Annotated in this window: 27 protein-coding genes and 1 rRNA gene; 1 reads left to right on the top strand and 27 read right to left on the bottom strand. The window is 36.5% G+C overall.

Features of this window, described 5'->3' with window-relative positions; all coding sequences use genetic code 11:
* Window positions 1-35: 35 nt before the first annotated feature.
* From BM260_RS17555 to metG, 16 genes are all read right to left on the bottom strand, one after another.
* Entirely contained in the window at window positions 36-266 is a 231-nt protein-coding gene (locus BM260_RS17555) for an anti-sigma-F factor Fin (protein ID WP_093538670.1), read from the bottom strand.
* A gap of 47 nt (window positions 267-313) precedes the next feature.
* Window positions 314-877, bottom strand: coding sequence for an aminoacyl-tRNA hydrolase (gene pth, locus BM260_RS17550; RefSeq protein ID WP_093538669.1), 564 nt, complete (start codon window positions 875-877; stop codon window positions 314-316).
* Between the two features lie 87 nt (window positions 878-964).
* On the bottom strand, window positions 965-1,564 hold the full coding sequence (locus BM260_RS17545) for a 50S ribosomal protein L25/general stress protein Ctc (RefSeq protein WP_093538640.1): 600 nt from the start codon (window positions 1,562-1,564) through the stop codon (window positions 965-967).
* 76 nt (window positions 1,565-1,640) lie between these two features.
* Window positions 1,641-2,600, bottom strand: coding sequence for a ribose-phosphate diphosphokinase (locus BM260_RS17540; RefSeq protein WP_093538639.1), 960 nt, complete (start codon window positions 2,598-2,600; stop codon window positions 1,641-1,643).
* Between the two features lie 22 nt (window positions 2,601-2,622).
* Window positions 2,623-3,993: a bifunctional UDP-N-acetylglucosamine diphosphorylase/glucosamine-1-phosphate N-acetyltransferase GlmU gene (glmU, locus tag BM260_RS17535; protein WP_093538638.1), complete on the bottom strand. Its 1,371-nt coding sequence runs from the start codon at window positions 3,991-3,993 to the stop codon at window positions 2,623-2,625.
* A gap of 210 nt (window positions 3,994-4,203) precedes the next feature.
* Entirely contained in the window at window positions 4,204-4,491 is a 288-nt protein-coding gene (gene spoVG, locus BM260_RS17530; protein ID WP_093538668.1) for a septation regulator SpoVG, read from the bottom strand.
* A gap of 447 nt (window positions 4,492-4,938) precedes the next feature.
* Window positions 4,939-5,310 (bottom strand): RidA family protein, encoded by a 372-nt coding sequence (locus tag BM260_RS17525; RefSeq protein ID WP_093538637.1) that lies wholly within the window; start codon window positions 5,308-5,310, stop codon window positions 4,939-4,941.
* Window positions 5,288-6,139: a pur operon repressor gene (gene purR, locus BM260_RS17520; RefSeq protein WP_093538636.1), complete on the bottom strand. Its 852-nt coding sequence runs from the start codon at window positions 6,137-6,139 to the stop codon at window positions 5,288-5,290. The genes BM260_RS17525 and purR overlap by 23 nt, the downstream gene beginning before the upstream one ends.
* Before the next feature lie 55 nt (window positions 6,140-6,194).
* The gene (gene ispE / locus BM260_RS17515) at window positions 6,195-7,061 is read right to left on the bottom strand and encodes a 4-(cytidine 5'-diphospho)-2-C-methyl-D-erythritol kinase (protein ID WP_093538667.1); all 867 of its coding nucleotides are present in this window, start codon (window positions 7,059-7,061) and stop codon (window positions 6,195-6,197) included.
* Between the two features lie 332 nt (window positions 7,062-7,393).
* The gene (locus BM260_RS17510; RefSeq protein WP_093538635.1) at window positions 7,394-7,567 is read right to left on the bottom strand and encodes a small, acid-soluble spore protein, alpha/beta type; all 174 of its coding nucleotides are present in this window, start codon (window positions 7,565-7,567) and stop codon (window positions 7,394-7,396) included.
* A gap of 126 nt (window positions 7,568-7,693) precedes the next feature.
* The gene (veg, locus tag BM260_RS17505; RefSeq protein WP_093538634.1) at window positions 7,694-7,957 is read right to left on the bottom strand and encodes a biofilm formation stimulator Veg; all 264 of its coding nucleotides are present in this window, start codon (window positions 7,955-7,957) and stop codon (window positions 7,694-7,696) included.
* Window positions 7,958-8,111: 154 nt separating this feature from the next.
* A complete protein-coding gene (rsmA, locus tag BM260_RS17500; protein WP_093538633.1) occupies window positions 8,112-8,990 on the bottom strand; it encodes a 16S rRNA (adenine(1518)-N(6)/adenine(1519)-N(6))-dimethyltransferase RsmA in 879 nt (292 codons plus the stop codon).
* Between the two features lie 3 nt (window positions 8,991-8,993).
* Entirely contained in the window at window positions 8,994-9,554 is a 561-nt protein-coding gene (rnmV, locus tag BM260_RS17495; protein ID WP_093538632.1) for a ribonuclease M5, read from the bottom strand.
* 86 nt (window positions 9,555-9,640) lie between these two features.
* Window positions 9,641-10,852 (bottom strand): G5 and 3D domain-containing protein, encoded by a 1,212-nt coding sequence (locus tag BM260_RS17490; protein ID WP_093538631.1) that lies wholly within the window; start codon window positions 10,850-10,852, stop codon window positions 9,641-9,643.
* Between the two features lie 118 nt (window positions 10,853-10,970).
* Window positions 10,971-11,741 (bottom strand): TatD family hydrolase, encoded by a 771-nt coding sequence (locus BM260_RS17485; protein WP_093538630.1) that lies wholly within the window; start codon window positions 11,739-11,741, stop codon window positions 10,971-10,973.
* Between the two features lie 186 nt (window positions 11,742-11,927).
* The gene (gene metG, locus BM260_RS17480; RefSeq protein WP_093538629.1) at window positions 11,928-13,883 is read right to left on the bottom strand and encodes a methionine--tRNA ligase; all 1,956 of its coding nucleotides are present in this window, start codon (window positions 13,881-13,883) and stop codon (window positions 11,928-11,930) included.
* Window positions 13,884-14,226: 343 nt separating this feature from the next.
* On the opposite strand from metG, the gene BM260_RS17475 reads away from it, so the two are divergent.
* Window positions 14,227-14,502 (top strand): AbrB/MazE/SpoVT family DNA-binding domain-containing protein, encoded by a 276-nt coding sequence (locus BM260_RS17475; protein ID WP_093538628.1) that lies wholly within the window; start codon window positions 14,227-14,229, stop codon window positions 14,500-14,502.
* 165 nt (window positions 14,503-14,667) lie between these two features.
* On the opposite strand, the gene rsmI is transcribed toward BM260_RS17475, so the two are convergent.
* The 11 genes from rsmI to rrf form a co-directional block, all read right to left on the bottom strand.
* On the bottom strand, window positions 14,668-15,546 hold the full coding sequence (gene rsmI / locus BM260_RS17470; protein WP_093538666.1) for a 16S rRNA (cytidine(1402)-2'-O)-methyltransferase: 879 nt from the start codon (window positions 15,544-15,546) through the stop codon (window positions 14,668-14,670).
* Window positions 15,546-15,809, bottom strand: coding sequence for a GIY-YIG nuclease family protein (locus tag BM260_RS17465; RefSeq protein ID WP_093538627.1), 264 nt, complete (start codon window positions 15,807-15,809; stop codon window positions 15,546-15,548). Before BM260_RS17465 ends, rsmI begins: the two co-directional genes overlap by 1 nt.
* Window positions 15,796-16,542 carry a tRNA1(Val) (adenine(37)-N6)-methyltransferase gene (locus tag BM260_RS17460; protein ID WP_093538626.1) on the bottom strand — a complete coding sequence of 249 codons (747 nt, stop codon included), beginning with the start codon at window positions 16,540-16,542 and terminating at the stop codon, window positions 15,796-15,798. The genes BM260_RS17465 and BM260_RS17460 overlap by 14 nt, the downstream gene beginning before the upstream one ends.
* A gap of 64 nt (window positions 16,543-16,606) precedes the next feature.
* A complete protein-coding gene (gene yabA / locus BM260_RS17455) occupies window positions 16,607-16,960 on the bottom strand; it encodes a DNA replication initiation control protein YabA (protein ID WP_175496343.1) in 354 nt (117 codons plus the stop codon).
* 12 nt (window positions 16,961-16,972) lie between these two features.
* A complete protein-coding gene (locus tag BM260_RS17450; RefSeq protein WP_093538624.1) occupies window positions 16,973-17,803 on the bottom strand; it encodes a PSP1 domain-containing protein in 831 nt (276 codons plus the stop codon).
* Complete coding sequence (gene holB, locus BM260_RS17445; protein ID WP_093538623.1) at window positions 17,796-18,803, bottom strand: DNA polymerase III subunit delta'; 1,008 nt, start codon at window positions 18,801-18,803, stop codon at window positions 17,796-17,798. The genes BM260_RS17450 and holB overlap by 8 nt, the downstream gene beginning before the upstream one ends.
* 136 nt (window positions 18,804-18,939) lie before the next feature.
* On the bottom strand, window positions 18,940-19,380 hold the full coding sequence (locus BM260_RS17440; protein ID WP_093538622.1) for a YaaR family protein: 441 nt from the start codon (window positions 19,378-19,380) through the stop codon (window positions 18,940-18,942).
* A gap of 24 nt (window positions 19,381-19,404) precedes the next feature.
* Window positions 19,405-19,734, bottom strand: coding sequence for a cyclic-di-AMP receptor (locus BM260_RS17435; protein ID WP_093276576.1), 330 nt, complete (start codon window positions 19,732-19,734; stop codon window positions 19,405-19,407).
* A gap of 44 nt (window positions 19,735-19,778) precedes the next feature.
* On the bottom strand, window positions 19,779-20,420 hold the full coding sequence (gene tmk, locus BM260_RS17430) for a dTMP kinase (RefSeq protein ID WP_093538621.1): 642 nt from the start codon (window positions 20,418-20,420) through the stop codon (window positions 19,779-19,781).
* Window positions 20,421-20,422: 2 nt separating this feature from the next.
* Entirely contained in the window at window positions 20,423-21,844 is a 1,422-nt protein-coding gene (locus BM260_RS17425; protein ID WP_093538620.1) for an aminotransferase class I/II-fold pyridoxal phosphate-dependent enzyme, read from the bottom strand.
* A 321-nt stretch (window positions 21,845-22,165) separates the two neighbouring features.
* Window positions 22,166-22,258, bottom strand: a 5S ribosomal RNA gene (gene rrf, locus BM260_RS17420); the annotation flags it as partial.

The following is a 22,258-nucleotide window of genomic DNA, read 5'->3' as shown; positions in this document are numbered from 1 at the left end:
AAAAGGCTTTGTGCACGAAATTCGTGCCAAAGCATCTACTGTATCCATTTTTTTAACGCATAGTAATTTGGGAATTTTTGAAGGGACTCCTGGCACTCTTCACAAATACACTGCACAGTGTAGTCGCCCTCTGCTCCATTTTTAATGTATATATGTTGATCTTCTTGTGTAAGCTCGTGTTTTTGTAGAAACTGGTCATCTATGTGATCGAATGGCAACTGCCCAATTTCTGTTTCACAATGGCGACATTTATAACGAATTGGCATAGCCATAAAACCTCCTTTTTAGGAAGTATAGGCTTTTTCTTTACTTTTTATGCACCATTGTATGTATTCATTACATCTAGAAATTTTTTCGTTACCCAATCTTCACATGCATTTGCACTATTCTTTACAGCATGTATCATTTCTATTTTTTCATCTTCACTAAAATTTGATAACACATAGTCCGGAACTTTCATACCATTTTTAGGGCGGTCTACACCAATTCGAATGCGGTTGAATTCCTGTGAGCCTAAGTGTTGGATAATTGACTTAATACCATTGTGTCCACCAGCACTACCTTTTTGTCGAAGTCGTAATTTCCCTACCTGTAAGTCTAAATCATCATAAATAACAACTATTTCATCATCATTTACTTCATAGTAATCCATCATTGGTACAATACATTCCCCAGATAGATTCATATACGTTAGTGGTTTTAAAAGCATAACTTTTTCAGTACCAACATGCCCAATACCGTACATCCCATTAAATTTAGACTGTGTAAGTGGTATATCTAATCTCTTAGAAAGTTCATCGATTACATGGAAACCAATATTGTGACGCGTAGCCTCATATTGTTTCCCTGGATTTCCAAGACCAACGATAATTTTCATTCGTTCCATTCCCTTATTACAAGTTTTAATTAATTTTACCATATATAAAACAAAAGAGGTTGCCTAAAGACAACCTCTTTTGTTTTATTATTCTTCTGTTGTTGTTGTTGTTTCTGGCTCTTCCTCAGTATCCTCTGTTTCCTCTTCTACTCGAGGTGCTGATACTGTAACCAATGTATAGTCATCTTCGTTTGTAATTGGATAATCCACTTTTTCTCTAATGTCAGCTACGGTCAATGTATCTCCGATAGCCATTCCAGATACATCTATATCAATACTATCTGGAATGTCTGAAGGTTTCACTGTAACTGTAAGTTCGCGATTTGGCTGTTGAAGCATACCACCTTCAGAAACACCCACGGAAGTTCCAGTAACATTAACTGCAACATTTACTTCTAACTCTTCTTTCATGTTGATCGCTAAAAAGTCTGCATGTATCATTTGTCCTTTTAGAACATTCGTCTGATAGTCACTCAATACAACGTTTACTGATTTACCATCAATGTCTAATTTCATGACACCATTACGACCAACTTCACGAAGTGTTTTTGTAAAGTCCTTTTCACTAACAGCGATAGACTGAGATTCCACTTCATAACCGTATACTATTGCAGGTATAAACCCACTATTTCGAAGTTTTGCATTTTCTTTTTTATCTCGTTTTTGTGTTTTCACTACTGTACTCATAATATTCTTCATCCTCCTGAATTGCGTTCTATAAATATAAATACCCATCTTCAGGAAAGTTCAAACATTTTAGAAATTAATCAAACAATGTACTAACTGACTTTTGTTCGAAAACACGTACAATTGCATCGCCTAGTAATTTAGCAACAGACAATTCTTTAATCTTCGGTGACATTTTATCATCCGATAATTGGATTGAGTTTGTAATAACTAGTTCTTTAATAACTGAGTTATCTATACGTTCAATAGCAGGACCGGATAATACTGGATGCGTACAGCAAGCATAAACTTCTTTCGCTCCACTTTCCATCAATGCTGCTGCTGCAATAGAGATAGTTCCAGCTGTATCAATAATATCGTCTATTAGAATGGCCGTTTTCCCTTCAACATTACCTACGATATTCATAACCTCTGCCACATTCGGACGAGGACGACGTTTATCAATAATAGCAATTGGTGCTTTAAGGCGATCTGCCATCTTACGAGCACGAGTAACACCACCGTGATCAGGAGACACGATTACCAATTCTGCCGGGTCAAAGTTTTTACCTAGGAAGTAGTCAGATAAAATTGGTGCTGCAACTAGATGATCAATTGGAATATTAAAGAATCCTTGGATTTGTGGAGCATGTAAATCAAGTACAATTGCACGAGTTGCACCTGCAGTTGTTAATAGATCTGCTACAAGTTTAGCAGTAATTGGTTCACGAGCACGTGCTTTTCTGTCTTGACGTGCATATCCGTAATATGGAATCACTACACTAATTGTACGAGCTGAAGCACGTTTTAGAGCATCAAGCATTATTAATAGTTCCATAATATGTTCGTTTACAGGACCTGAAGTTGACTGAACAATGAATACATCGCATCCACGAATACTTTCTTCGATATTGATTTGTACTTCACCATCACTAAATCTAGTAACTGTACTTTTACCTAGAGGTACTCCTACTTCTTTTGCGATTTCTTCCGCTAATTCCCTATTGGAATTTAGTGTGAAAATTTTCAACTTCGAATTTGCATATTGTTCTGGCATGATTGTCCTCCTGGATAATGGGTTATTTTATGTTTAGTTTGTTCACATAGCCATCTTTGTTCTCTTGTCGTGCTCTTCCAATTGCAAGTGCTTCACCAGGTACATCCTTTGTAATAGTGGAACCCGCTGCAACATAAGCTTTTTTTCCAATAGTCACTGGTGCTATTAAGTTTGAATTACATCCAACAAATGCATCATCTTCAATTGTTGTGGTAAATTTATTTTTTCCATCATAATTCACTGTAATTGTTCCACAACCCACATTAACATTAGTTCCAATTGACGCGTCACCCATATAACTTAAATGAGATATTTTACTTCCGTTGCCAACTGTTGACTTTTTCACTTCAACAAAGTTACCAATCTTCACGTCATTGCCGACATCTGATTGCGGTCGAATATGAGCAAACGGACCGATAGAGGTATGGTCCCCAACTTCGCTGGATAATACTACTGACGAATGTATTGTCGTTTCATCACCTATAGTACTTGATACTATATGGCTATTCGGACCAACCGTACAGTTCATGCCAATGGTTGTTTTACCTTCAATGATAACTCCAGGTTGAATGACAGTGTCTGGCCCAATTATAGCTTCACTGCTGATATATGTATTTCTAGGATCGATGATTGTAACCCCTTCACGCATATGGTGTTGGGCAATACGTAAACGCATAGTCTCTTCTGCTTGAGATAATGCGATGCGATCATTCACGCCTAATATTTCTTCAAATTCATCTGCCGCATACGCTGAGATGATTTCGTTTTCTTTTTGTAAGATTTCTATGACATCCGGCAAATAGTATTCGCCTTGAGAATTATTATTATTAACTAGCTTTAATGATTTAAATAGTGCTTCATTGTCAAAACAATATGTTCCCGAGTTAATCTCACGTACAAGTTGTTCCTCTGCTGTAGCATCTTTTTGCTCTACAATACTTTGAACATTCCCATCTACAGAACGAATAACTCTACCGTAACCTGTGGGATTTTCTGCAATAGCTGTTAAAATTGTTGCTTTTGCTCCTGTAGATTTATGATGCTCCAACAAATCACTCATTGTTTTTGCTGTAATTAGTGGTGTATCACCACAAATAACAATAGTTGTTCCAGATAAGTTCTTTAACACTTCTTCTGCCTGTAAGACTGCATGAGCAGTTCCTAACTGTTCTTCTTGTAAAGCATATTCACTTCTTTCGCCTAATCGACGTTGTACTTCTTCTGCTCCGTGCCCTACGATTGTGACGATTTTTTTTACACCAAGTAGTTCCATGTTTGTTACTACATGTTCTACCATTGGCTTCCCACATACAGGATGTAATACTTTATATAAACTAGACTTCATACGTGTACCTTTACCAGCTGCTAATACAACCGCATAAGTATTTGTCATTTTTCAAGTTCCCTCCAGTGGGCTAATTTACTCTTTTGACTATAGCCGAAATGAAGCAAGATTTCAAGGAAATATCTCTTGACAAATACATGACAAAACAAGTAATATATTTGAATTTCTTAAAGAATCTACTAATCTATACTAGTTTTGCTAATGTTTGAGAAATCGACATAAAAAAACCATCTCTCAGAGAAATGGTTTTATTTGCCCTTATACAGTTGGCTCTCCAACTTTTTCTTCTACTTCATTACTTAAATGATAGGCATAAAGAATAGCATCTTGAATTTTTGTACGTGTTCCTACGTTAATAGGGTGAGCAATATCTCTAAACTCACCTTCTGTTGTCCTTTTGCTTGGCATTGCTACAAACAAACCATTATTTCCATCTATTACACGAATATCATGGACAACGAACTCATTGTCCAGTGTAATGGAAGCGATAGCCCTCATACGACCATCAGTAGTCACTTTTCGTAATCTTACGTCTGTTACTTCCATTCTCTCACCACCCTTTTTCAAAGTTGCAAATATCTCTTTCATTTGTTATTCCACAAAAACTTCTGAATTCCTTCTTTTTACAAGAAATATTTTAAATATTTTAAATTATTAATTCTAAAACGATACAAATGGAGATTATAATCAAACCAGTAAGAAAAATCCAGAAGTAAAAAAAGCATTAAGGAAAGAATCCACCTGAACGGAATAACAGTCATCTAATTGTTCATTCTTACAAGTCCCTTAAAACGAAAGACACCTGCTCCTTTAGAACGAAACCAGTTTTTCCCCTTTTTCGAGGTACTTTAGACAACCATTTCGAAATAGAACTTAGGGATGCTAGTTGGATGCGACTGTCGTCACAACCAACTAGCATCCCTTTTTCAGTAATATTATGGTGTTTTCCTATATCAAAAAAGGCGTTTCCGAGGAAACACCTTTCATCTGCTTTTATACTACTGCAATTACTTCTATTTCTACCTTTACGTCTTTTGGTAGTCTCGCAACTTCTACCGCAGATCGTGCAGGCTTGTGACCGTTAAAATGCTTCTCATAAGCTTCGTTAAATTCCGCAAAATCATTCATGTCTTTTAAAAAGACAAGGGTCTTTACTACTTGAGACAAGGAAGAGCCTGCTTCTGTTAAAACTGCCTCTAAATTAGCAAATACTTGAGCTGTTTGCTCTGTAATAGAGCCCTCTACCACTTCTCCTGCAGATGTTAACGGAATTTGACCTGAACTGTAAAACATGCCATTCACAACCATCCCTTGTACATATGGACCGATCGCTGCAGGTGCATTAGTTGTTGATACTGCTTTCATTTAATTTGCCACCTTTCTCAAAGTAATTTCCTTGTGTTAAAGCAATTGTTCCATCTTTTTCATTTACCTCGTGAAGCTTTACTAGAGATAAATAATCATCAACTAATTGTTCCCCTTGATGCTCTGCCTCTACTAGTACAGCTATACCAGCTAACTCACAATTGAATTCTTCTAGCAAGCTCTTCATGCCATTAATCGTTCCTCCGACTTTCATGAAGTCATCCGTGATTAAGACACGTCGCCCTTTTTCCATACTTCTTTTAGAAAGAACCATTGTTTGAATACGTCGTGCTGAGCCAGACACATAATTAATACTTACCGTTGGACCCTCTGTTACTTTACTATCTCTTCGTACAATGACTACAGGTACATTTAAATGTCTTGCTATAGCATGTGCAATTGGAATACCTTTAGTAGCTACCGTCATGATGGCATCAATTTTCGAATTCGCAAATGCAGATGCGAATACTTTACCGATCTTATTCATAAGTGATGGGTTTCCTAACAGGTCCGTCATATATAAATAACCACCCGGTAACAACCGATCCACTTTAGAAAGTTGTGTCATCAAATCTTCTGCTATTTCTAGTACATCTTCTTCTGCTACTGTTGGGATAAACTTGACTCCACCTGCCGCTCCAGGAACAGTGACAAGCAAGCCTCTACCTCTCGCTTCAAATGTTTCTTTTACAATGGTTAAATCTTCACTTATAGAAGACTTAGCAGATTGATATAAATTAGCAAAGAATGTCAAAGGGATTAATTTATGTGGATGCTCCATAAGATATTGAGTCATATCTACAAGCCGTTCACTTCTTTTCCATTTCATACTATCACCTCCAAAGACGAATGTTTTATAGAAAACTTAACACAAACATCCGGTTTTAAGCAAGTGGTTCCCGATCTCCCATTAATCGAACTGCATATACTTCATCGCAAAATCCGCGAAGACCATTATATATTCTCTGGACTCTTGTCTCATGATCTACTATTCCAAATACAGTTGGACCACTTCCACTCATTAATACAGCGTCCGCTCCAAATCTTTTCATTTGCTCTTTTAAAACAGCAACCTCTGGATATAGCTTGAGTGTTACATCCTCCAATACATTTCCGACGGAAGCGCACATTAGATCAAAGTCTTTTTGATGAATAGATTCTATCATTTTAGTAGTATTCGGATGTTTTATTTCATTTACTTTTAAATTACCGTAAATATCTGCAGTAGATACCCCTAGCGTCGGCTTAGCAAGAATGATCCAGCAATTAGCAGGCGAAGGAAGTTCTTGTATTCGCTCTCCTCTTCCGGTAGCTAAAGCAGTACCTCCATACACACAAAACGGCACATCTGAACCTATTTTGGTGCCAATTTGAGCAAGCTCGTCCAGGGAAAGACCTAATTCCCAAATAATATTGAGCCCTTTTAAAGTGGCAGCTGCATCACTACTACCACCCGCTAGACCAGCGGCTACAGGTATATTCTTTTCGATTGTTATAGAAACTCCCTTTTTCACTCGATAGGTTTCTTTTAGAATCTTTGCAGCTTGATATGCTAGATTCCGATGATCGTTTGGAACAAAGCGATCTACTGATAATATATGTATTGCTCCATCTTCTCTTACCTCTAGTCCTATACGGTCTGCTAAATCCACAGTAGTCATTATCATTTCAACTTCATGGTAACCATCTGGACGCTTATGTAATACATCTAATGTTAAGTTTATTTTAGCAGGTGCTTTTACGTAATACATTCCATCTGCTCCTTCCCCCAAATATGTTGTCCCCTATTTTAACACAGTGTATAAGGAATACGGAAGTGAGATTAAGCTTCTCTTCTTTGATAAAACCTAGGGAAGGAGCAGAAGGGAAGTGAAGCTTATTTATAATCTATGAGATTACTTACTTCTTCTATCAATGTGGATTCCACAATAGACATTTAAAAGGGTAAGCACATTAGATCTAACCCTCTTAAATGTGCTTATACATTAAAAGAAAAGACGGATTGCTCCGCCTTTTCTTTTTGCTAGTTGCTCTTTAGTTTCTTCTCGTGCGCATTTTTACGTTAATTTCGGTAAATGATTATTTACTTTGGTGATCTTGCTTGCTGTTCAGCCATTTCAATTGCTCGTTTTACCATATTACCTGCATCACGTGATTTAATTCCTCCCCAGCCCTCGGTTTTGACTACATCATAAAATCCAAGATCTTTGGCTATCTCTTCTTTTAATTCTTTAGACATTATCCCTTTTCTAGACATAGGTGAATCCTCCTTTGGAACAACTAGCTTTTTTAGTATGTCCACAAATCAAAAGAAAACCCCTTTTCTATTTAATAAAATAGAAAAGGGGTTTTTAAAATTATAAAAAAATAAAAGTTCTAAATATCATTTTACAACTATTAAATTATTTGCTTCGTCAAAAATAGTGATTTCTACTGCTTCAGTCAAAACATCTGCATAACTATAAGATACACGTTCAAAAGAGTTTTCATCTTGATCTAAATCGATAACAAATACTGCATGATATGTCTCTCTAAGTACACCTGCACGCTCAATTGTTTTCTTACGTCCTCCGTTTGCTTTTAATTGCAAACGTTTGCCTAAATGATGATCTAATGACTTCTTAATATCAGCTAAAGTTTTTGTCATTTCGCATACACCTCACTAATACCTATCTTATCACCTATTTATATTTTTGTCAAACAAAATATTTTAACAATCATTATGCATACTTGTCAACGTTTTTATTTGTTTGAGGTACTCATTTTTTTTATAAATATTACTTATTTTGTAACAAGTAGCATTAATGAAATTCTGCATATAGTTCATTGGATAATTTCCCGAACTCTTCAATGCTTAAAGTTTCTCCACGTCTCGTTGGATCCACCCCTACTTTTTCTAGCGCTTGGATGATTAAATCCTTCTTAGCTTTCCCATTAGGAAGGGATGATTGTAGATTGTTAATAATCGTTTTTCTTCGTTGAACAAAAGAACCACGAGAAACTTTAAATAAAAACTCTTCATCAATGACTTGAACCGGTGGCGCTTCACGTCGAGTAAGTTTTATAACCGCTGAGTCAACATTTGGTTGTGGCATAAACACTGCTTTTGGAACAATCATTGCAATTTCTGTTTGCATATAGTACTGAATAGCAATAGATAGTGATCCGTATGCTTTCGTTCCCGGAGAAGCCGTGATTCGATCAGCTACTTCCTTTTGCATCATGACCACCAACCCACGGATAGGGAGACGATCCATTAACAGTTTCAATAATATTGGCGTTGTAACGTAGTAAGGTAAATTGGCAACCACCATAACGTCTTTGTAATCTTGAAGCTGTTCTTCAAAGATTTGTTTCACATCTACTTCTAAAATATCTGCATGAATAACATCTACGTTGTCATATGGAGATAAAGTATCTGCTAAAACTGGTAGCAGCCTTTGGTCGATTTCAAATGCAACCACTTTTCCTGCTGCTCTTGCTAGATGCTCGGTTAATGCTCCAATTCCAGGCCCAATTTCAATTGCTGCGGAATCCTTCGTAAGATCTGCATGACTGACAATATTACGTAATATATTTGGATCTATTAAAAAGTTTTGCCCTAAGCTTTTTTTGAATGAGAAACCATATTTTTTTAATATCTCTTGTGTCCGTATTGGTGTAGCTATATCTTTTTGCATATTTTATTTTTCCTCCATATTGAGTTGTGCTATCGCTTCTTCCACTTGCTGTTGGCTAATCTGAAAAATAGATAGTCGTTTCTGTAGCTGTTTTCCATTAGTGTAGCCTATTTTCAATAGTTCACCCAATCTTGTTCTTCTTTCCTTCGAATGGGGATGACCTATTAGTTGTCCGTCTATTAAAATAGACAACGGGATTTCTAAAAACGTTTCTGTGTCTGATTTTGGGGTATAAACATTAGAAAGAGCAGTACGAATATCTTCATCTTTCGCGTGTTCAATCCCTAAACCCTTGCCGTTTTTCGCAATCGTTTTTTCCTTGGATAAAAATGCATGTTTTACACCCGGAACCTGTTCTTCGATAATAGCACGAATACGTCTTCCTGGATAATCAGGATCAGTAAAGACAATGACGCCACGTTTATCTTGAGCATGACTTATTTTCATAAGCGTTTCTTTAGAAATGGCTGAACCATTCGTTTCAATAGTATCTGCCTCTACAGCACGTTTTATGGCAGTTGTATCATCTTTTCCTTCTACAACTATTATTTCTTTTATTTGCAACCGGTTTTCCTCTTTTCTTTCTTTTTGCTATAGCTATCATAACGCAAAAAAGCTCTCCCAATCAATGAAAGGGAAAGCTATAACGATTAGTTTAAAACTTTTACACGTACTTTTTTACGACCGAAGTCATATGCCTGTGATTTAGAAGCCATGAAAAGGTCAATCTTATTCCCTTTGATAGCTCCCCCAGTATCCCCAGCTACCGCATGACCATAGCCCTCTACCCATACTTTTGAACCCAGTGGAATAACACTAGGGTCTACGGCAATAACCTTCAAATTAGGATTAGTCTTCAAATTCATCCCTGTCGCAGTTACGCCAGAACATCCATTACAATAAGCAGTATATGCCGTCGCAGTTACATAAAACTCTTTCCCTCCAGATGGAGCTGCCGCTGAGTTTGTTCCACGCGAAACACTAGCAGTCATTACTTTCGTTCCAACTGCCACTACTTTTTTAGTGGGTTCTTTAATTATCTTCTCACTCATCATATTACGAGAAATCTCTTTACCATTTTCTTTCACTACTTCATAAGTCCGTGAAACCGTTCCATTTACACCTTGTTGTACTACTTTTTCTTTCCCTTTTAGTAGCGAGTCTTCTTTTTTCGTTTCTACAGCAAAGTTTGTTGCTTCCTCAACTACATCGGTGACCTTTTCTACTCGCACTACTTGTATTATAGAATTAGGAACTATTGATTCATCCATTTTCTGTTCTACTCGGTCGAATTCACTCAATTGAATGTTTTGTTGTTTTAAAAAGTCAGCGACCGTAGTCGAAGTGGACCGTACCTTCTTCTCTTCACCACCATCTAAAAGCGTTATTTCAAATGCTTTTTCAATAGCAATATTGTTATCAGGTCCAACCTCTGCATCTGCAGCAGGTGTTATTGCATCATGTTCAGTAACTGCAACATTAGCCTTCGCGAGTATTTCTGAAACTAAATCTTCAGTAGTTGTAAGAGTTTGAATTTCTCCGTCTACTGATATTTTTATCTGTCTTGCCTGCTCCCACTCAATCGATAAATTATTTTCGATTGAAGTGTTCACTGAGGGATGTAAAAAGTCTTCATTGGCTACTACTATTTTGTGATCCTTTAATAATTCACCAACTGTATTTGCATGCGTTAATATTTCTTGTTGTTTGCCATCAACTGTTAAAGCAACAGTTTTCTTTGTTCCTTCGAATAAAACGAAAGAAATCACTGCAAGAAACAATAGTAAAGATACTATACTTACTAAGGTTTGCTTGCTCCTCAATGAATTAAAGAACAGATTTTTCATGGGATTATGTAACATGAAAAACGCCTCCTTGTTCACTGAAGTGATTATATAGAGTCCCAAAGAGCTTGTCAACCGATTAGGTTAACTTGTTAATTAAAAGGTATAAATTATACACCTCTTAATTAACGCTTTTTTACTTTGCTAAATTAAAGAACCTTTCTGCATTTTTGGTGGTTGCTTCAGCGACCTCTTCAATTGAAATTCCTTTTAACCGCGCTATTTCCTCGGCAACAAGTGGTACAAGTGCGGGTTCATTTCTTTTTCCTCGATGTGGATGCGGAGCTAGATATGGCGCATCTGTTTCGATCAACAAATACTCCAGTGGAATTTCTGCTGCAACCTCTTTAGGTTTCTTTGCATTTTTAAACGTTACAGGCCCTCCAAGTGATATCATAAAATTCATATCTATACATTGCTTTGCTGTTTCAACACTTCCCCCAAAACAATGCATGATACCTCCTGTAAGATACGCTTCTTCTTCTTGTAAAATACGAATCACATCTTCTGTTGCGTCGCGATTATGAATAATAATTGGTAATTTTACTTTTTGAGCCAACCTTATTTGTTTCCGAAATACCTCTTGTTGAATATCTTTAGGAGATTTATCCCAATGATAATCCAGTCCCATTTCCCCTATGCCTACAACCTTTTCATGTGCCGCAAGTTCTTCAATCCATCTTAAATCTTCTTCTGTACAATCAATCGCATCGACAGGATGCCATCCAACTACAGCATAGATAAAAGAATATTCTTCCACTAACTTCATAGCTCTTTCAATTGTGATACGATCGAACCCAATAACGACCATTTTTTTTACATTAGCTTCCAAAGCACGATCAATCACTTCCTGTAAATCTTCTTCATACTGATCTGCATTTAAATGTACATGTGTATCGATAAACATATGAACTACTCCCTGCCTTTTATAGGTTAAATTACACTCTTTTTAATACTATTTTAGTAATACTTTCTTCAAATTTTCCTTTGCTCTAATAAGGGTTGCAGTAATATGCAATGTATAAATTAGTATTCCAAAATATTATATGAATAAAAATAGACCTGTCTAAAAATGACAGGTCTATTTAGAAATTTATTTCACTTGAGCGCCATTTTCAAGATTTTCATCTACTGTAGCTAAAGTCAGATAACCATTTTTTTCACCAGCAAGAATCATTCCTTGAGATAACTCTCCTCTTAACTTCACTGGTTTGAGATTTGCTACTACGATTACTTTTTTACCAATAACCTCATCCGGTTTAAAATGCTGTGCAATACCTGAAATTACTTGACGCTTTTCATACCCCATATCTAATTGCAACTTTAATAATTTATCAGCTTTAGGCACTGCTTCACAAGATAATACTGTTGCAACGCGTAAGTCTACTTTAAAAAAGTCATCAATTGTTATTTCTTCTACCTGAGGTTCCTCTTCTTTTTCTTCTTCCTGAGGAGTTTGAACCGAACCTAGCATTTGTTCACGAATATAAGCTACTTCAACTTCAACATCTAGTCTCGGGAAAATAGGAACCCCTGTTTTTATAACTGTTATACCGTCATTAATAACATTAAATGATCCTAAATTGTCCCATTTTAAATAATCCTCAGTAAAACCAAGTTGCTCTGCAATTTGTTTTGGACTATTGGTCATAAATGGTTGAGCTAGTGTTGCAATTTGACGAAGACTTTCTGCCAAATGAGTCATAACAGATGCTAATTGTCCTCGAGTAGTTTCATCTTTTGCAAGTACCCAAGGTTGAGTTTCATCAATATACTTATTAGTGCGGGAAACTAAAGCCCATAAATCTCCAAGTACTAAGCTAAACTGCATATTCTCCATATTTTCCTGATATTTATCGATTGTGCTTTTGGCAAAGTTCTGGAGAGTTGCATCAAACTCGGTTGTTTCACTTAGATTTACTGGAATTTTACCATCAAAGTATTTATTGATCATCGAAACGGTTCTATTCAACAAATTTCCTAAGTCATTTGCAAGGTCAAAGTTTGTTCTCTCTACGAAAGACTCTGGAGAAAATACCCCATCTTGACCAAAAGGAAGTTCGCGCAATAGGAAATAGCGTGTTGCATCTAATCCATAACGTTCCACTAACACTTCTGGATAAACGACATTTCCTTTGGATTTAGACATTTTACCGTCTTTCATCATGATAAATCCATGAGCAAAAATCTTTTTAGGTAGCGGTAAATCTAAAGCCATTAGGAATATTGGCCAATAGATTGTGTGGAAACGGACAATGTCTTTACCTACTACATGAACATCCGCAGGCCAGAACTTTTGGAATAAGGAATCATCATCTGATAGATAACCTAATGAAGTAATATAATTAGTTAAAGCATCTACCCACACATAGATTACATGTCTTGGATCGCTAGGCACTTTTATACCCCAATCGAAGGATGTTCTTGATACCGATAAATCTTCTAAACCTGGTTTAATGAAGTTATTGATCATTTCATTTTTTCTAGATTCTGGCTCTATAAAATCTACATTTTCCTCATAATACTTCAACAAACGGTCAGCATACTTTTTCATATTAAAGAAGTATGATTCTTCCTTTACTTTTTGTACTGGACGACCGCAATCTGGACAGTTTCCTTCTACTAACTGAGTCTCAGTGAAAAAGGACTCACAAGGTGTACAATACCATCCTTCATATTCTCCCTTGTAAATATCTCCATTATCCAAGAACTTCTGGAATATTTTTTCCACTACTTTTGTATGGCGTTCTTCCGTTGTTTGGATAAAATCATCATAGGAAATATCCATTAAAGCCCAAACCTTTTTTGCAGCCTCTGCAATTTCATTTACATAAATTTGAGGTTCTTTTCCCGCTTCTTGAGCTTTTTCTTGGATTTTTTGACCGTGCTCATCCATTCCGGTTAAGAAACGAACTTCATACCCTCTAAGTCTTTTATATCTTGCCATCGCATCGGAAGCAACGGTTGTATATGCGGTGCCAATATGAAATTTTCCACTCGGATAATAAATCGGCGTTGTTAAATAGAATGTTTTCTGTTGATCTTTCAATGTAAAGATGCCTCCAATGTTGATTCTCTTTATTCTTTATTCTATCTAAATGAAGAGTTTGTTTCAATCAATTCATTTATACAGTCTTGTCGAACGAAAATTATAAAATAATTAATTTCAAAAAAATAGATAATATATCAAAATAATTCCTATTTACATAATAAATAATCATTTTTTTAACAAAAAATCGACTTATTATCAAATTTATATCGTTACTCTCTCTTTCGCTAAAGCATTAATTATTGACGGAAATGGGAGTACTTGGTATGATATATTACATAAAAGAGGTTTATGTCGAATCTTGGCGAAAAATATGCACTCTTGAGAGGAGAATAATTTTCATATGAAATCTACAGGTATTGTACGTAAGGTTGATGAATTAGGTCGTGTAGTTATTCCAATTGAATTACGTCGCACGCTTGGTATTGCTGAAAAAGACGCATTAGAGATTTACGTAGATGATGATAAAATCATTCTAAAAAAATATATGCCAAATATGACTTGTGCTGTAACTGGTGAAGTATCAGATGACAACCTACGTCTAGTTGGTGGAAAACTGATTTTAAGCCCAGAAGGTGCAGAATTACTAATTAAAGAGATTCAAAATAACATTAAGTAATTTTGAAATTCCAATAGTTACATATAATTTTTGTAAAAACCGCAAACTTAACTAAGTTTGCGGTTTTTTTATAATTAAATAGAATAAAGAGTAGATCCTATGATCTTATTCCTCCACAAAACTCTTCTCAGAAGAACGTCGGGGCTCACCTAGGCATACAATTTTCTATTCTACATGGTAGTTTTGATATACTTCTCGTTTAGACAGTCCTCTTTGAATCGCAACTTCTTTAATAGCTTCTTTTGAAGTACATTGTTTCTCTGCTATTAAGCGACCCACATGCTCTTCTAAGGTTAGTTCTGACCACCATTGTGCTTCATCACTTGTTTCTGAAACCTCTTCGTTCCCTTCTAAAACAATACAGAATTCTCCACGTATCTCTGCCTGCTCCACCCACTCAACAGCCTCGTCAATTGTACCTCTTAAAAACTCTTCAAACTTCTTTGTTAGCTCGCGTGCTAATACAATTTTGCGAGTTCCTTCCATTATAGATTGCATATCTCGTAATGATTCTTTTAAACGGTGTGGTGACTCATATAAAATCACGGATTCCTGTCTTTTTTGCAACTTTTCAATTTCTGCTTTTCTTTCTTTTTTATTGCGACTTAAAAAGCCATAAAAGAAAAAGGGTTGTGTCGAAAGTCCGGATGCTATAAGTGCACTTAATGCAGCGTTTGCACCCGGGATTGGTACAACCGCAAAACCTTCTTGAACTGCTTTAGCAACAATATCTGCTCCAGGATCAGAAATACAAGGAAGACCCGCATCGCTAACCAATGCTATGCTTTTACCTTCTCTTAATAATTCTAATAATTTTTCTCCACCAACTTGTAAGTTATGATCATGATAACTTAGCAGTGGTGTAGAAATTTCAAAGTAGTTACACAGTTTCTTGGTATTTCTTGTATCCTCTGCTGCAATAATATCTACCTCTTTTAATATGCGAATAGCCCTCATCGTCATATCTTCTAAGTTACCAATGGGTGTTGCAACTAAATACAAGCAGCTGCCCTGTTCATGTTCCGTCGATTTCTGAGATTTAATCATTTACTTGCCCCCATATATGTTATTTTTTGTTTTCTCGTCAGCTGCTTAAATGCATATTCAGCTTGCATAGCCTCTTGCTTAGTTTCATACAATTCACTGTATATACAAGTGACTGGCCGTTTGGCTCGAGTATATTTTGCTCCCTTGCCTTCATTATGTACCTTCACTCTTTTCGCTAGGTCATTTGTATAACCGGCATAATAAGATCCATCTTTGCATTCCAAGACGTAAAAAGTATGCTGTTTTTCACTCTTTTCCATACAGCATCTCTTTAACTTCTTGCGTGTATTTACCATCGTCTCCATACACGTATAGAGGCGCTAGTATTTTCAAATCAGGTTTTCCATCCTTTATACCTTCTATTAACAACGTATTAGCTTCTTTTCCTTCTTTTGGATAGACGAAGCGGATTCGCTTTGGTTCTAAACGATTCGCTCTCATTGCGGTGACGATATCTAAAAGTCTCCCGGGACGATGAACAAAAGCAGCTTTTCCACCTTGTTTTAATAATTCACTAGCAGATTGAACCGCTTCATCTAGAGTAAGGTGAATTTCATGTCGGGCAATTGCTAAATGCTCTTTTAAGTTTTTCTCACTTGCCTCATGAGCTGGAAAATAAGGTGGATTACAAGTAACAACATCAAACTTTTCTGAACCAAGCTCTCTCGCAATCCCTTTAACGTCTGCTTCCACAATAGTAATCTGGTTGGTCAGATTATTAAATTGAACACTTCTCGTAGCCATATCTGCTAATCTTTCTTGTAATTCCACTCCAATAATTTCTACATTTGTTCGCGCGCTTAAAAATAATGGAATAGCTCCATTTCCTGAACAAATATCAATGATTTTACCTCTTTTCATCGGTACATATGCAAACCTTGCTAGCAACACTGCATCTAAAGAAAAAGAGAAGACAGAAGGACTTTGAATAATACGTAAATCTTCTGCCAACAAATAATCTAGTCGTTCGTCATCCTTTAACCATTGTTCCATATTTATTACCCCCAAGCAAAACAAAAGACTGACACCCACTTATGGAGTGGCATCAGTCAATTGTTTAGATGTTTTGTTTGTTTAAAAATGAAAGACAAAATAGACAATCTTCTTCTTTACGAGAACTCCCAAAATGAACGTGACACACATGGTAGCCTTCTTGGTATAGTCGAGCTAGATTATCATGGCCCTCTCCTACATCAAGTTTATGCAATTTCTCGTCTCGTAATTTCTCAATCATTGCTTCTTTTTCATGTATTTCATCGAGTCGTTGTCTTAAATGATTATTCTCTTGTTGTAGCGCTTCACGTTCTTCAACCATTATCGCCACAAATTCTTTTAAAGCGCGAAATTGCAGCTGCGTGGACTCTAATTGTTTTTCAAAATCTATAATTGTATCAAAAAAATTGCGGTCCATCACACATTCACCTCATTGCCCCGACCATTGCACTTGATTTGTCGCATGGTTTGTAATTTCTTCTAACGTATAATCTAGAACACGTTGTGGATCAGGTAACTCTATACGTAAAACTCGCTCTAAAATATTCATACTTACTACTCGACCTAAGCCATCAGGAGTTTCAACTTTATCTCCAATATCCGGCATCTGTTCTCTAGCAGTTTCATATTCATCGTTCTCGTACTTTAAGCAACACATCAGACGTCCACATAATCCAGAGATCTTAGATGGATTAAGTGATAAGTTTTGATCTTTTGCCATTTTTATAGAAACCGGCTCGAAATCACCTAAAAATGTTGAACAGCAAAGCATTCGGCCACAAGGACCTATGCCACCTAACATTTTCGCTTCATCACGAACTCCAATTTGTCTAAGCTCAATACGAGTTCTAAATACGGATGCTAAATCTTTAACCAAATCTCGGAAGTCTACGCGACCTTCTGCGGTAAAATAAAAAATAATCTTATTTCGGTCGAATGTATACTCAACATCTACCAACTTCATTTCTAGGTTTCTTTCGATAATCTTTTCCGTCCCTAGTGCAAGGGCTTGGGCTGACTCTAATCTATTTTCTTCTACTTGGATGCGATCTTTATCAGTAGAAGGCCTAACTACTTGTTTTAGAGGAAGCACAACGTCATGTTCCTCAACTTGCTTAATCGGAACTACAACTTTACCATACTCTACTCCTCTAGCTGTTTCGACGATTACATAATCATCTTTCACTAAAGCAAATTCTACTGGATCAAAATAATATATTTTACCCGCTTTTTTAAAACGGACTCCTACAACATTATACAAAAGTAAATCCCTCCTGCAGGTTAAGCATTAACTGCTCCATCATCAGTGTCCGGTTCATATTTTTATGCAAGTTTTGTTTTGCATGTAAAATCATTTCTAATTGCTTTGATAATTGCTCATACGTTGTTTGTAGAGCAATTTGTTTCCAATAAGAAATCATATCTGGAAAAGTACAATCTGCGATGGGACTTGCTTTTATAGCTACTATATCACGATATGCAAATAGTAGTAAATCTAACGCTTGTTCAGCCTGCTCTTTCTCTTTGAGCAAAGGTCCAAAATCTTCGTGAATACACATCAATGCATCCTGAACACTTCTTCCATTCGCTTCAACCAATTTTAACACTGATTTCCTTACAAGTCCAAACTGCTCATCTTTCGCCAAGTTAATTGCTTCTTCTACTTGATTCGTCATTTTAGAAACTGTAGACGCCATGGAGTCAGTGATTCCCTCTTGTATTAACTTCTGTTTTAAGATAGCAGTTGGCATTGGAGATAAACTTAAATGCTGACATCTTGATCGAATAGTTGGAAGTAATGCATGCATTTTATCTGTTAATAGAATCGCCGTTATCTCGCTTTGAGGTTCCTCTAAAAACTTTAATAATGTGTTTGCAGCACTTGCATTTAGTTGATCTGCATGATGTATTACATATATTTTTCTTTGCTTTTCAATAGTTGTTTTACTTAGAGCATGAACCAGTTCATCTACTTGTCCTTTTTTTATAAACTGACCATCCGGTTCTAGTTGCATATAGTTAAGGTGATTGAAGGATTTTAATCTTTTACATGATCGACATGTTTCACATGGAACATTATTTACGGGACTTTCACAAAAAAGAAGCTGAACGAAAAATTGCATTACTTTCACTTTCCCAGTTCCCTTAGCCCCTTCTAGAATATAGGCATGTCCGATTCGATTTTTAGAGACAATTGTTTGAATTTGTTTAACTACGGTAGGTTGTAATCTGTCTACATCCTCTATCGACCAGTTTTCCATAACTTTCACCTCTTTCTATAGAAAAGAAAAATTATTTATGTAAGAAACAACCTGTTCTTCTGCAGCAATCTTCGTGTAAGCATATACTTTCTTGTGAAAAATCCCGCGTTTCGCAGTAAGCGAAAACACGGGAAACTTACGTGTATAAATTGATCAGTAATCCTTTTATCTCCCCAATTTTATCCAACAAATCTATTGAACTTTTTTCTTGGTTTAAGATTTCTTCTGCCAATTCCACTAATTTTTCGTCGATTGTTTCTACAAGTTTCAATTTTCTACCTTCACCGAAACGATTCCATGTATGGGACTGCTTTAACCCCATTCCAAAATCTACGGCTTCGTGTAAAAATTTTCGGATAAGCATTTTAAATTTGGCCATATCACGTAGGTTGCGGGAACGTGCGAGACGATCTCCAGCTGTGGAAATGTCTCCTAGTAGCCTTGTCATCGTATCTGTCTGCATGCGTTGTTCTTGTTTTATAACCATTTGGCCAAATTTTACTGACTGATTTCCATTCTGTATAGCGTCTTTTCGTATATTATCTATGCCGACACGCATATCTTGGTTAATCTTCACTGTTTACTACTCCTTCCTTCATTATTAAAAATGATGGAATTGTTCAATTGGGAGTACGAATACTGTAGCCCCTCCAACCTCAACCTCAACAGGATAAGGAATATACGAATCTGCATTTCCTCCCATTGGAGATACAGGTGCTACCATCTGCTCTCTAGCTCTACAATTATCTCTTATAAGCTCTAAAGCTGAAGCAACTAGAGAATCATCGGTACCGATTAGAAATGTAGTATTCCCAGACCTTAAGAAACCACCTGTACTTGCCAGTTTTGTTGCTCTAAACTTTGCCTTTGTTAATGCATTAGACAACCGATTACTATCCTGATCTTGAACTACCGCTACTATCAATTTCATCGATACTCACCCCTATTAATATTTTTTCTTTATTATACCACGAATTATCTAATTATTTCTAACTCACGTTTGATGATTACATATGTTTCGTCTAAAACGTTCTCAATTGTCTGAGAGGCATCAATTACTTGTATACGTTCCGGGTATTTTTCAACTAATGACAAATAACCTGCTCGTACTTTTTGATGGAATGCTAAATTTTCTACATCTAATCGATTTTTTTCTCGTTCCTTATGAGCATTTATTCTAGCTAGTCCTACTGCTGGATCAATATCAAATAGCAATGTTTTTTCTGGCATCGTGTCTCCGATAGCAAACTTATTAATAGCCCATATCTCTTCTACGCCAATACCACGAGCAAACCCTTGATATGCCAAGGAACTATCAATAAATCGATCACAAATCACAATTTTCCCAGCTGCTAACGCAGGAAGAACCTTCTCTACTAAATGTTGTCTCCTAGCCGCAGCATATAATAGTGCTTCTGTGCGGCTTTCCATCATTGTATGCTCATTATTCAAGATTATGTCCCGAATCTTTTCGGAAATCATAATACCACCAGGCTCCCGAGTCATTACTACCTCGTAGCCTTCATCTATTAGTCGTTCACCCAATAAATTCATAACAGTTGTTTTTCCTGCACCTTCTGGACCTTCACTTGTTATAAAATACCCTTTTTTTTGCACAGTTACTCCTCCACAACATATATTAACTTTTCCTCTAATTGATGTTCCCCTTGAAATGAAGCACCTTTTTCAATCCATACCTCTAATTCCGTTAGAATGGGAACAGTAATTTTTTCCCCTGGTAGAAGTAGTGGAATCCCAGGGGGGTAGGGAACAATCATCCCCTTGGCTATCCTACCGATTGACCTTGCATAAGGAATCCATTCTCCTTGCTTCTCATTGACTAGTTCTAAATGCATCTGTAAGGTAGAAATATTTTTTTGTTGCATGTAAAGTGTGCTACTCGTATACTCTGGAGTCTCTTTTTTTAAGTCCTCTACAGCATATTTCATTCGTTTTCTAATCTCTGCAAACGGAAATTCATGTTCCACCTTTAGTAAAGGGAGAATGAGTAAGACTTGATATATATCAGCAAGCTCAACATATATATTTTGTTTTTCAAAAGCTTGCTGCACTTGAAACCCAGAATATTTTTCGACGCGTATTAACAGTTTTAAAGGATCGTCTACTTGGACTACCTCTATTAATGGAATAGTTTCTAATGCATCTATAAACACTTCTCTTCTATCCAACAACTGTTTATAATCCATCGGGCTATATCTTTCCACATAACTTCTTGCATCATCAAGAGAGGCTAAGATTAAATAGGAAGGACTACTGGATTGTAACATTCTTAAGTATTTATTAACTCTCTTACTTTCAATCAAGTGAGAGCGAATATGTATATATGAACCCATTGTTAGCGAAGGTAGCGTTTTATGTGCTGATTGGACAACCACATCAGCTCCATATAACAAAGCTGACTTTGGAAACTCTTTATGTGACTGGAAATGTGCGCCATGTGCCTCATCTACTAGCACAGGCATTTCCAGACTATGACATAGGTTAATGATCTCCTCTAAGTCCCGAGAACAAACTCCATAATAGTTTGGATAGGTTAGGACAACTGCTTTAGCAAAAGGATACTGTTGAATTGCTTCTTCAATTACCTCTAATGGTACATATGATGCCGTCTTACTATGTTCATCCCATATAGGTGATACATAAATTGGCTCTGCGCCCACCAGTTCAATTGCATGAAAAATAGATTTGTGCGCATTCCGTTGCACAATAATTTGTTCACCGTACTGGCAAGTCGCATATATCATAGCTATATTTCCAATAGTCGTTCCATTCACTAAAAAGAAACTGTCATCGGTGTTATATAGTCTAGTAAGTAACTCTTCTGCTTCTTTAATTGCTTCTTTTGGATGGTGATAATCATCTAATCCATCTAACTCAGTTAAATCATATTGCATCGAATTACTAATAAGTTGTGGTAGATTGGATAAAAGTCCATGTTTATGTCCAGGCACATGAAAAGAAATCGACTTTTTCTTATGAAATTGCTCCAATGCCTCAACTAATGGTCTTTTTTCTTGCATCATATTTACCTCACAATACGTTCTAATTTCTCTCTCTATTATACATGAATTGTCCTTAAGTTTAAAAAGTGTCCTGCAAACACTGGATTCATAAGAGAGGAAAGAATGAAAAATACTCCTTGTTTCCGTTTCAACACACTTTCATTCTTTGAAGGTAGTGTAGAGCGATATACAAGTAGGTGGACGCTTCCACGGGCACTCCAATGAATACAGGGTATAGTACTCCATTAGTGAAGGTTGGAGCATGGTCGTCTATTTTTTTGACTAGTATAGAAAAAAGAAGTCGTTACCGATATAACTCGGTAACGACTTCTTTTTGGTGCCCAGCGACGTCCTACTCTCACAGGGGGAAACCCCCAACTACCATCGGCGCTGAAGAGCTTAACTTCCGTGTTCGGTATGGGAACGGGTGTG

The sequence above is a fragment of the Psychrobacillus psychrotolerans genome (genome assembly GCF_900115805.1).
GTDB classification, from domain to species: domain Bacteria; phylum Bacillota; class Bacilli; order Bacillales_A; family Planococcaceae; genus Psychrobacillus; species Psychrobacillus psychrotolerans.
Note: the sequence above shows the minus strand (reverse complement) of the source record. Positions and strands in the feature narration are given on the sequence as shown.

Excerpts from the sequence above, each read along its gene's own strand:
- BM260_RS17555 (WP_093538670.1), bottom strand. The coding sequence starts at position 266 with ATGCCAATTCGTTATAAATGTCGCCATTGTGAAACAGAAATTGGGCAG.
- pth (WP_093538669.1), bottom strand. The coding sequence starts at position 877 with ATGAAAATTATCGTTGGTCTTGGAAATCCAGGGAAACAATATGAGGCT.
- BM260_RS17545 (WP_093538640.1), bottom strand. The coding sequence starts at position 1,564 with ATGAGTACAGTAGTGAAAACACAAAAACGAGATAAAAAAGAAAATGCA.
- BM260_RS17540 (WP_093538639.1), bottom strand. The coding sequence starts at position 2,600 with ATGCCAGAACAATATGCAAATTCGAAGTTGAAAATTTTCACACTAAAT.
- glmU (WP_093538638.1), bottom strand. The coding sequence starts at position 3,993 with ATGACAAATACTTATGCGGTTGTATTAGCAGCTGGTAAAGGTACACGT.
- spoVG (WP_093538668.1), bottom strand. The coding sequence starts at position 4,491 with ATGGAAGTAACAGACGTAAGATTACGAAAAGTGACTACTGATGGTCGT.
- BM260_RS17525 (WP_093538637.1), bottom strand. The coding sequence starts at position 5,310 with ATGAAAGCAGTATCAACAACTAATGCACCTGCAGCGATCGGTCCATAT.
- purR (WP_093538636.1), bottom strand. The coding sequence starts at position 6,139 with ATGAAATGGAAAAGAAGTGAACGGCTTGTAGATATGACTCAATATCTT.
- ispE (WP_093538667.1), bottom strand. The coding sequence starts at position 7,061 with ATGTATTACGTAAAAGCACCTGCTAAAATAAACTTAACATTAGATGTA.
- BM260_RS17510 (WP_093538635.1), bottom strand. The coding sequence starts at position 7,567 with ATGTCTAGAAAAGGGATAATGTCTAAAGAATTAAAAGAAGAGATAGCC.
- veg (WP_093538634.1), bottom strand. The coding sequence starts at position 7,957 with ATGACAAAAACTTTAGCTGATATTAAGAAGTCATTAGATCATCATTTA.
- rsmA (WP_093538633.1), bottom strand. The coding sequence starts at position 8,990 with ATGCAAAAAGATATAGCTACACCAATACGGACACAAGAGATATTAAAA.
- BM260_RS17490 (WP_093538631.1), bottom strand. The coding sequence starts at position 10,852 with ATGTTACATAATCCCATGAAAAATCTGTTCTTTAATTCATTGAGGAGC.
- BM260_RS17485 (WP_093538630.1), bottom strand. The coding sequence starts at position 11,741 with ATGTTTATCGATACACATGTACATTTAAATGCAGATCAGTATGAAGAA.
- BM260_RS17475 (WP_093538628.1), top strand. The coding sequence starts at position 14,227 with ATGAAATCTACAGGTATTGTACGTAAGGTTGATGAATTAGGTCGTGTA.
- BM260_RS17465 (WP_093538627.1), bottom strand. The coding sequence starts at position 15,809 with ATGGAAAAGAGTGAAAAACAGCATACTTTTTACGTCTTGGAATGCAAA.
- BM260_RS17460 (WP_093538626.1), bottom strand. The coding sequence starts at position 16,542 with ATGGAACAATGGTTAAAGGATGACGAACGACTAGATTATTTGTTGGCA.
- yabA (WP_175496343.1), bottom strand. The coding sequence starts at position 16,960 with ATGGACCGCAATTTTTTTGATACAATTATAGATTTTGAAAAACAATTA.
- holB (WP_093538623.1), bottom strand. The coding sequence starts at position 18,803 with ATGGAAAACTGGTCGATAGAGGATGTAGACAGATTACAACCTACCGTA.
- BM260_RS17435 (WP_093276576.1), bottom strand. The coding sequence starts at position 19,734 with ATGAAATTGATAGTAGCGGTAGTTCAAGATCAGGATAGTAATCGGTTG.
- BM260_RS17425 (WP_093538620.1), bottom strand. The coding sequence starts at position 21,844 with ATGCAAGAAAAAAGACCATTAGTTGAGGCATTGGAGCAATTTCATAAG.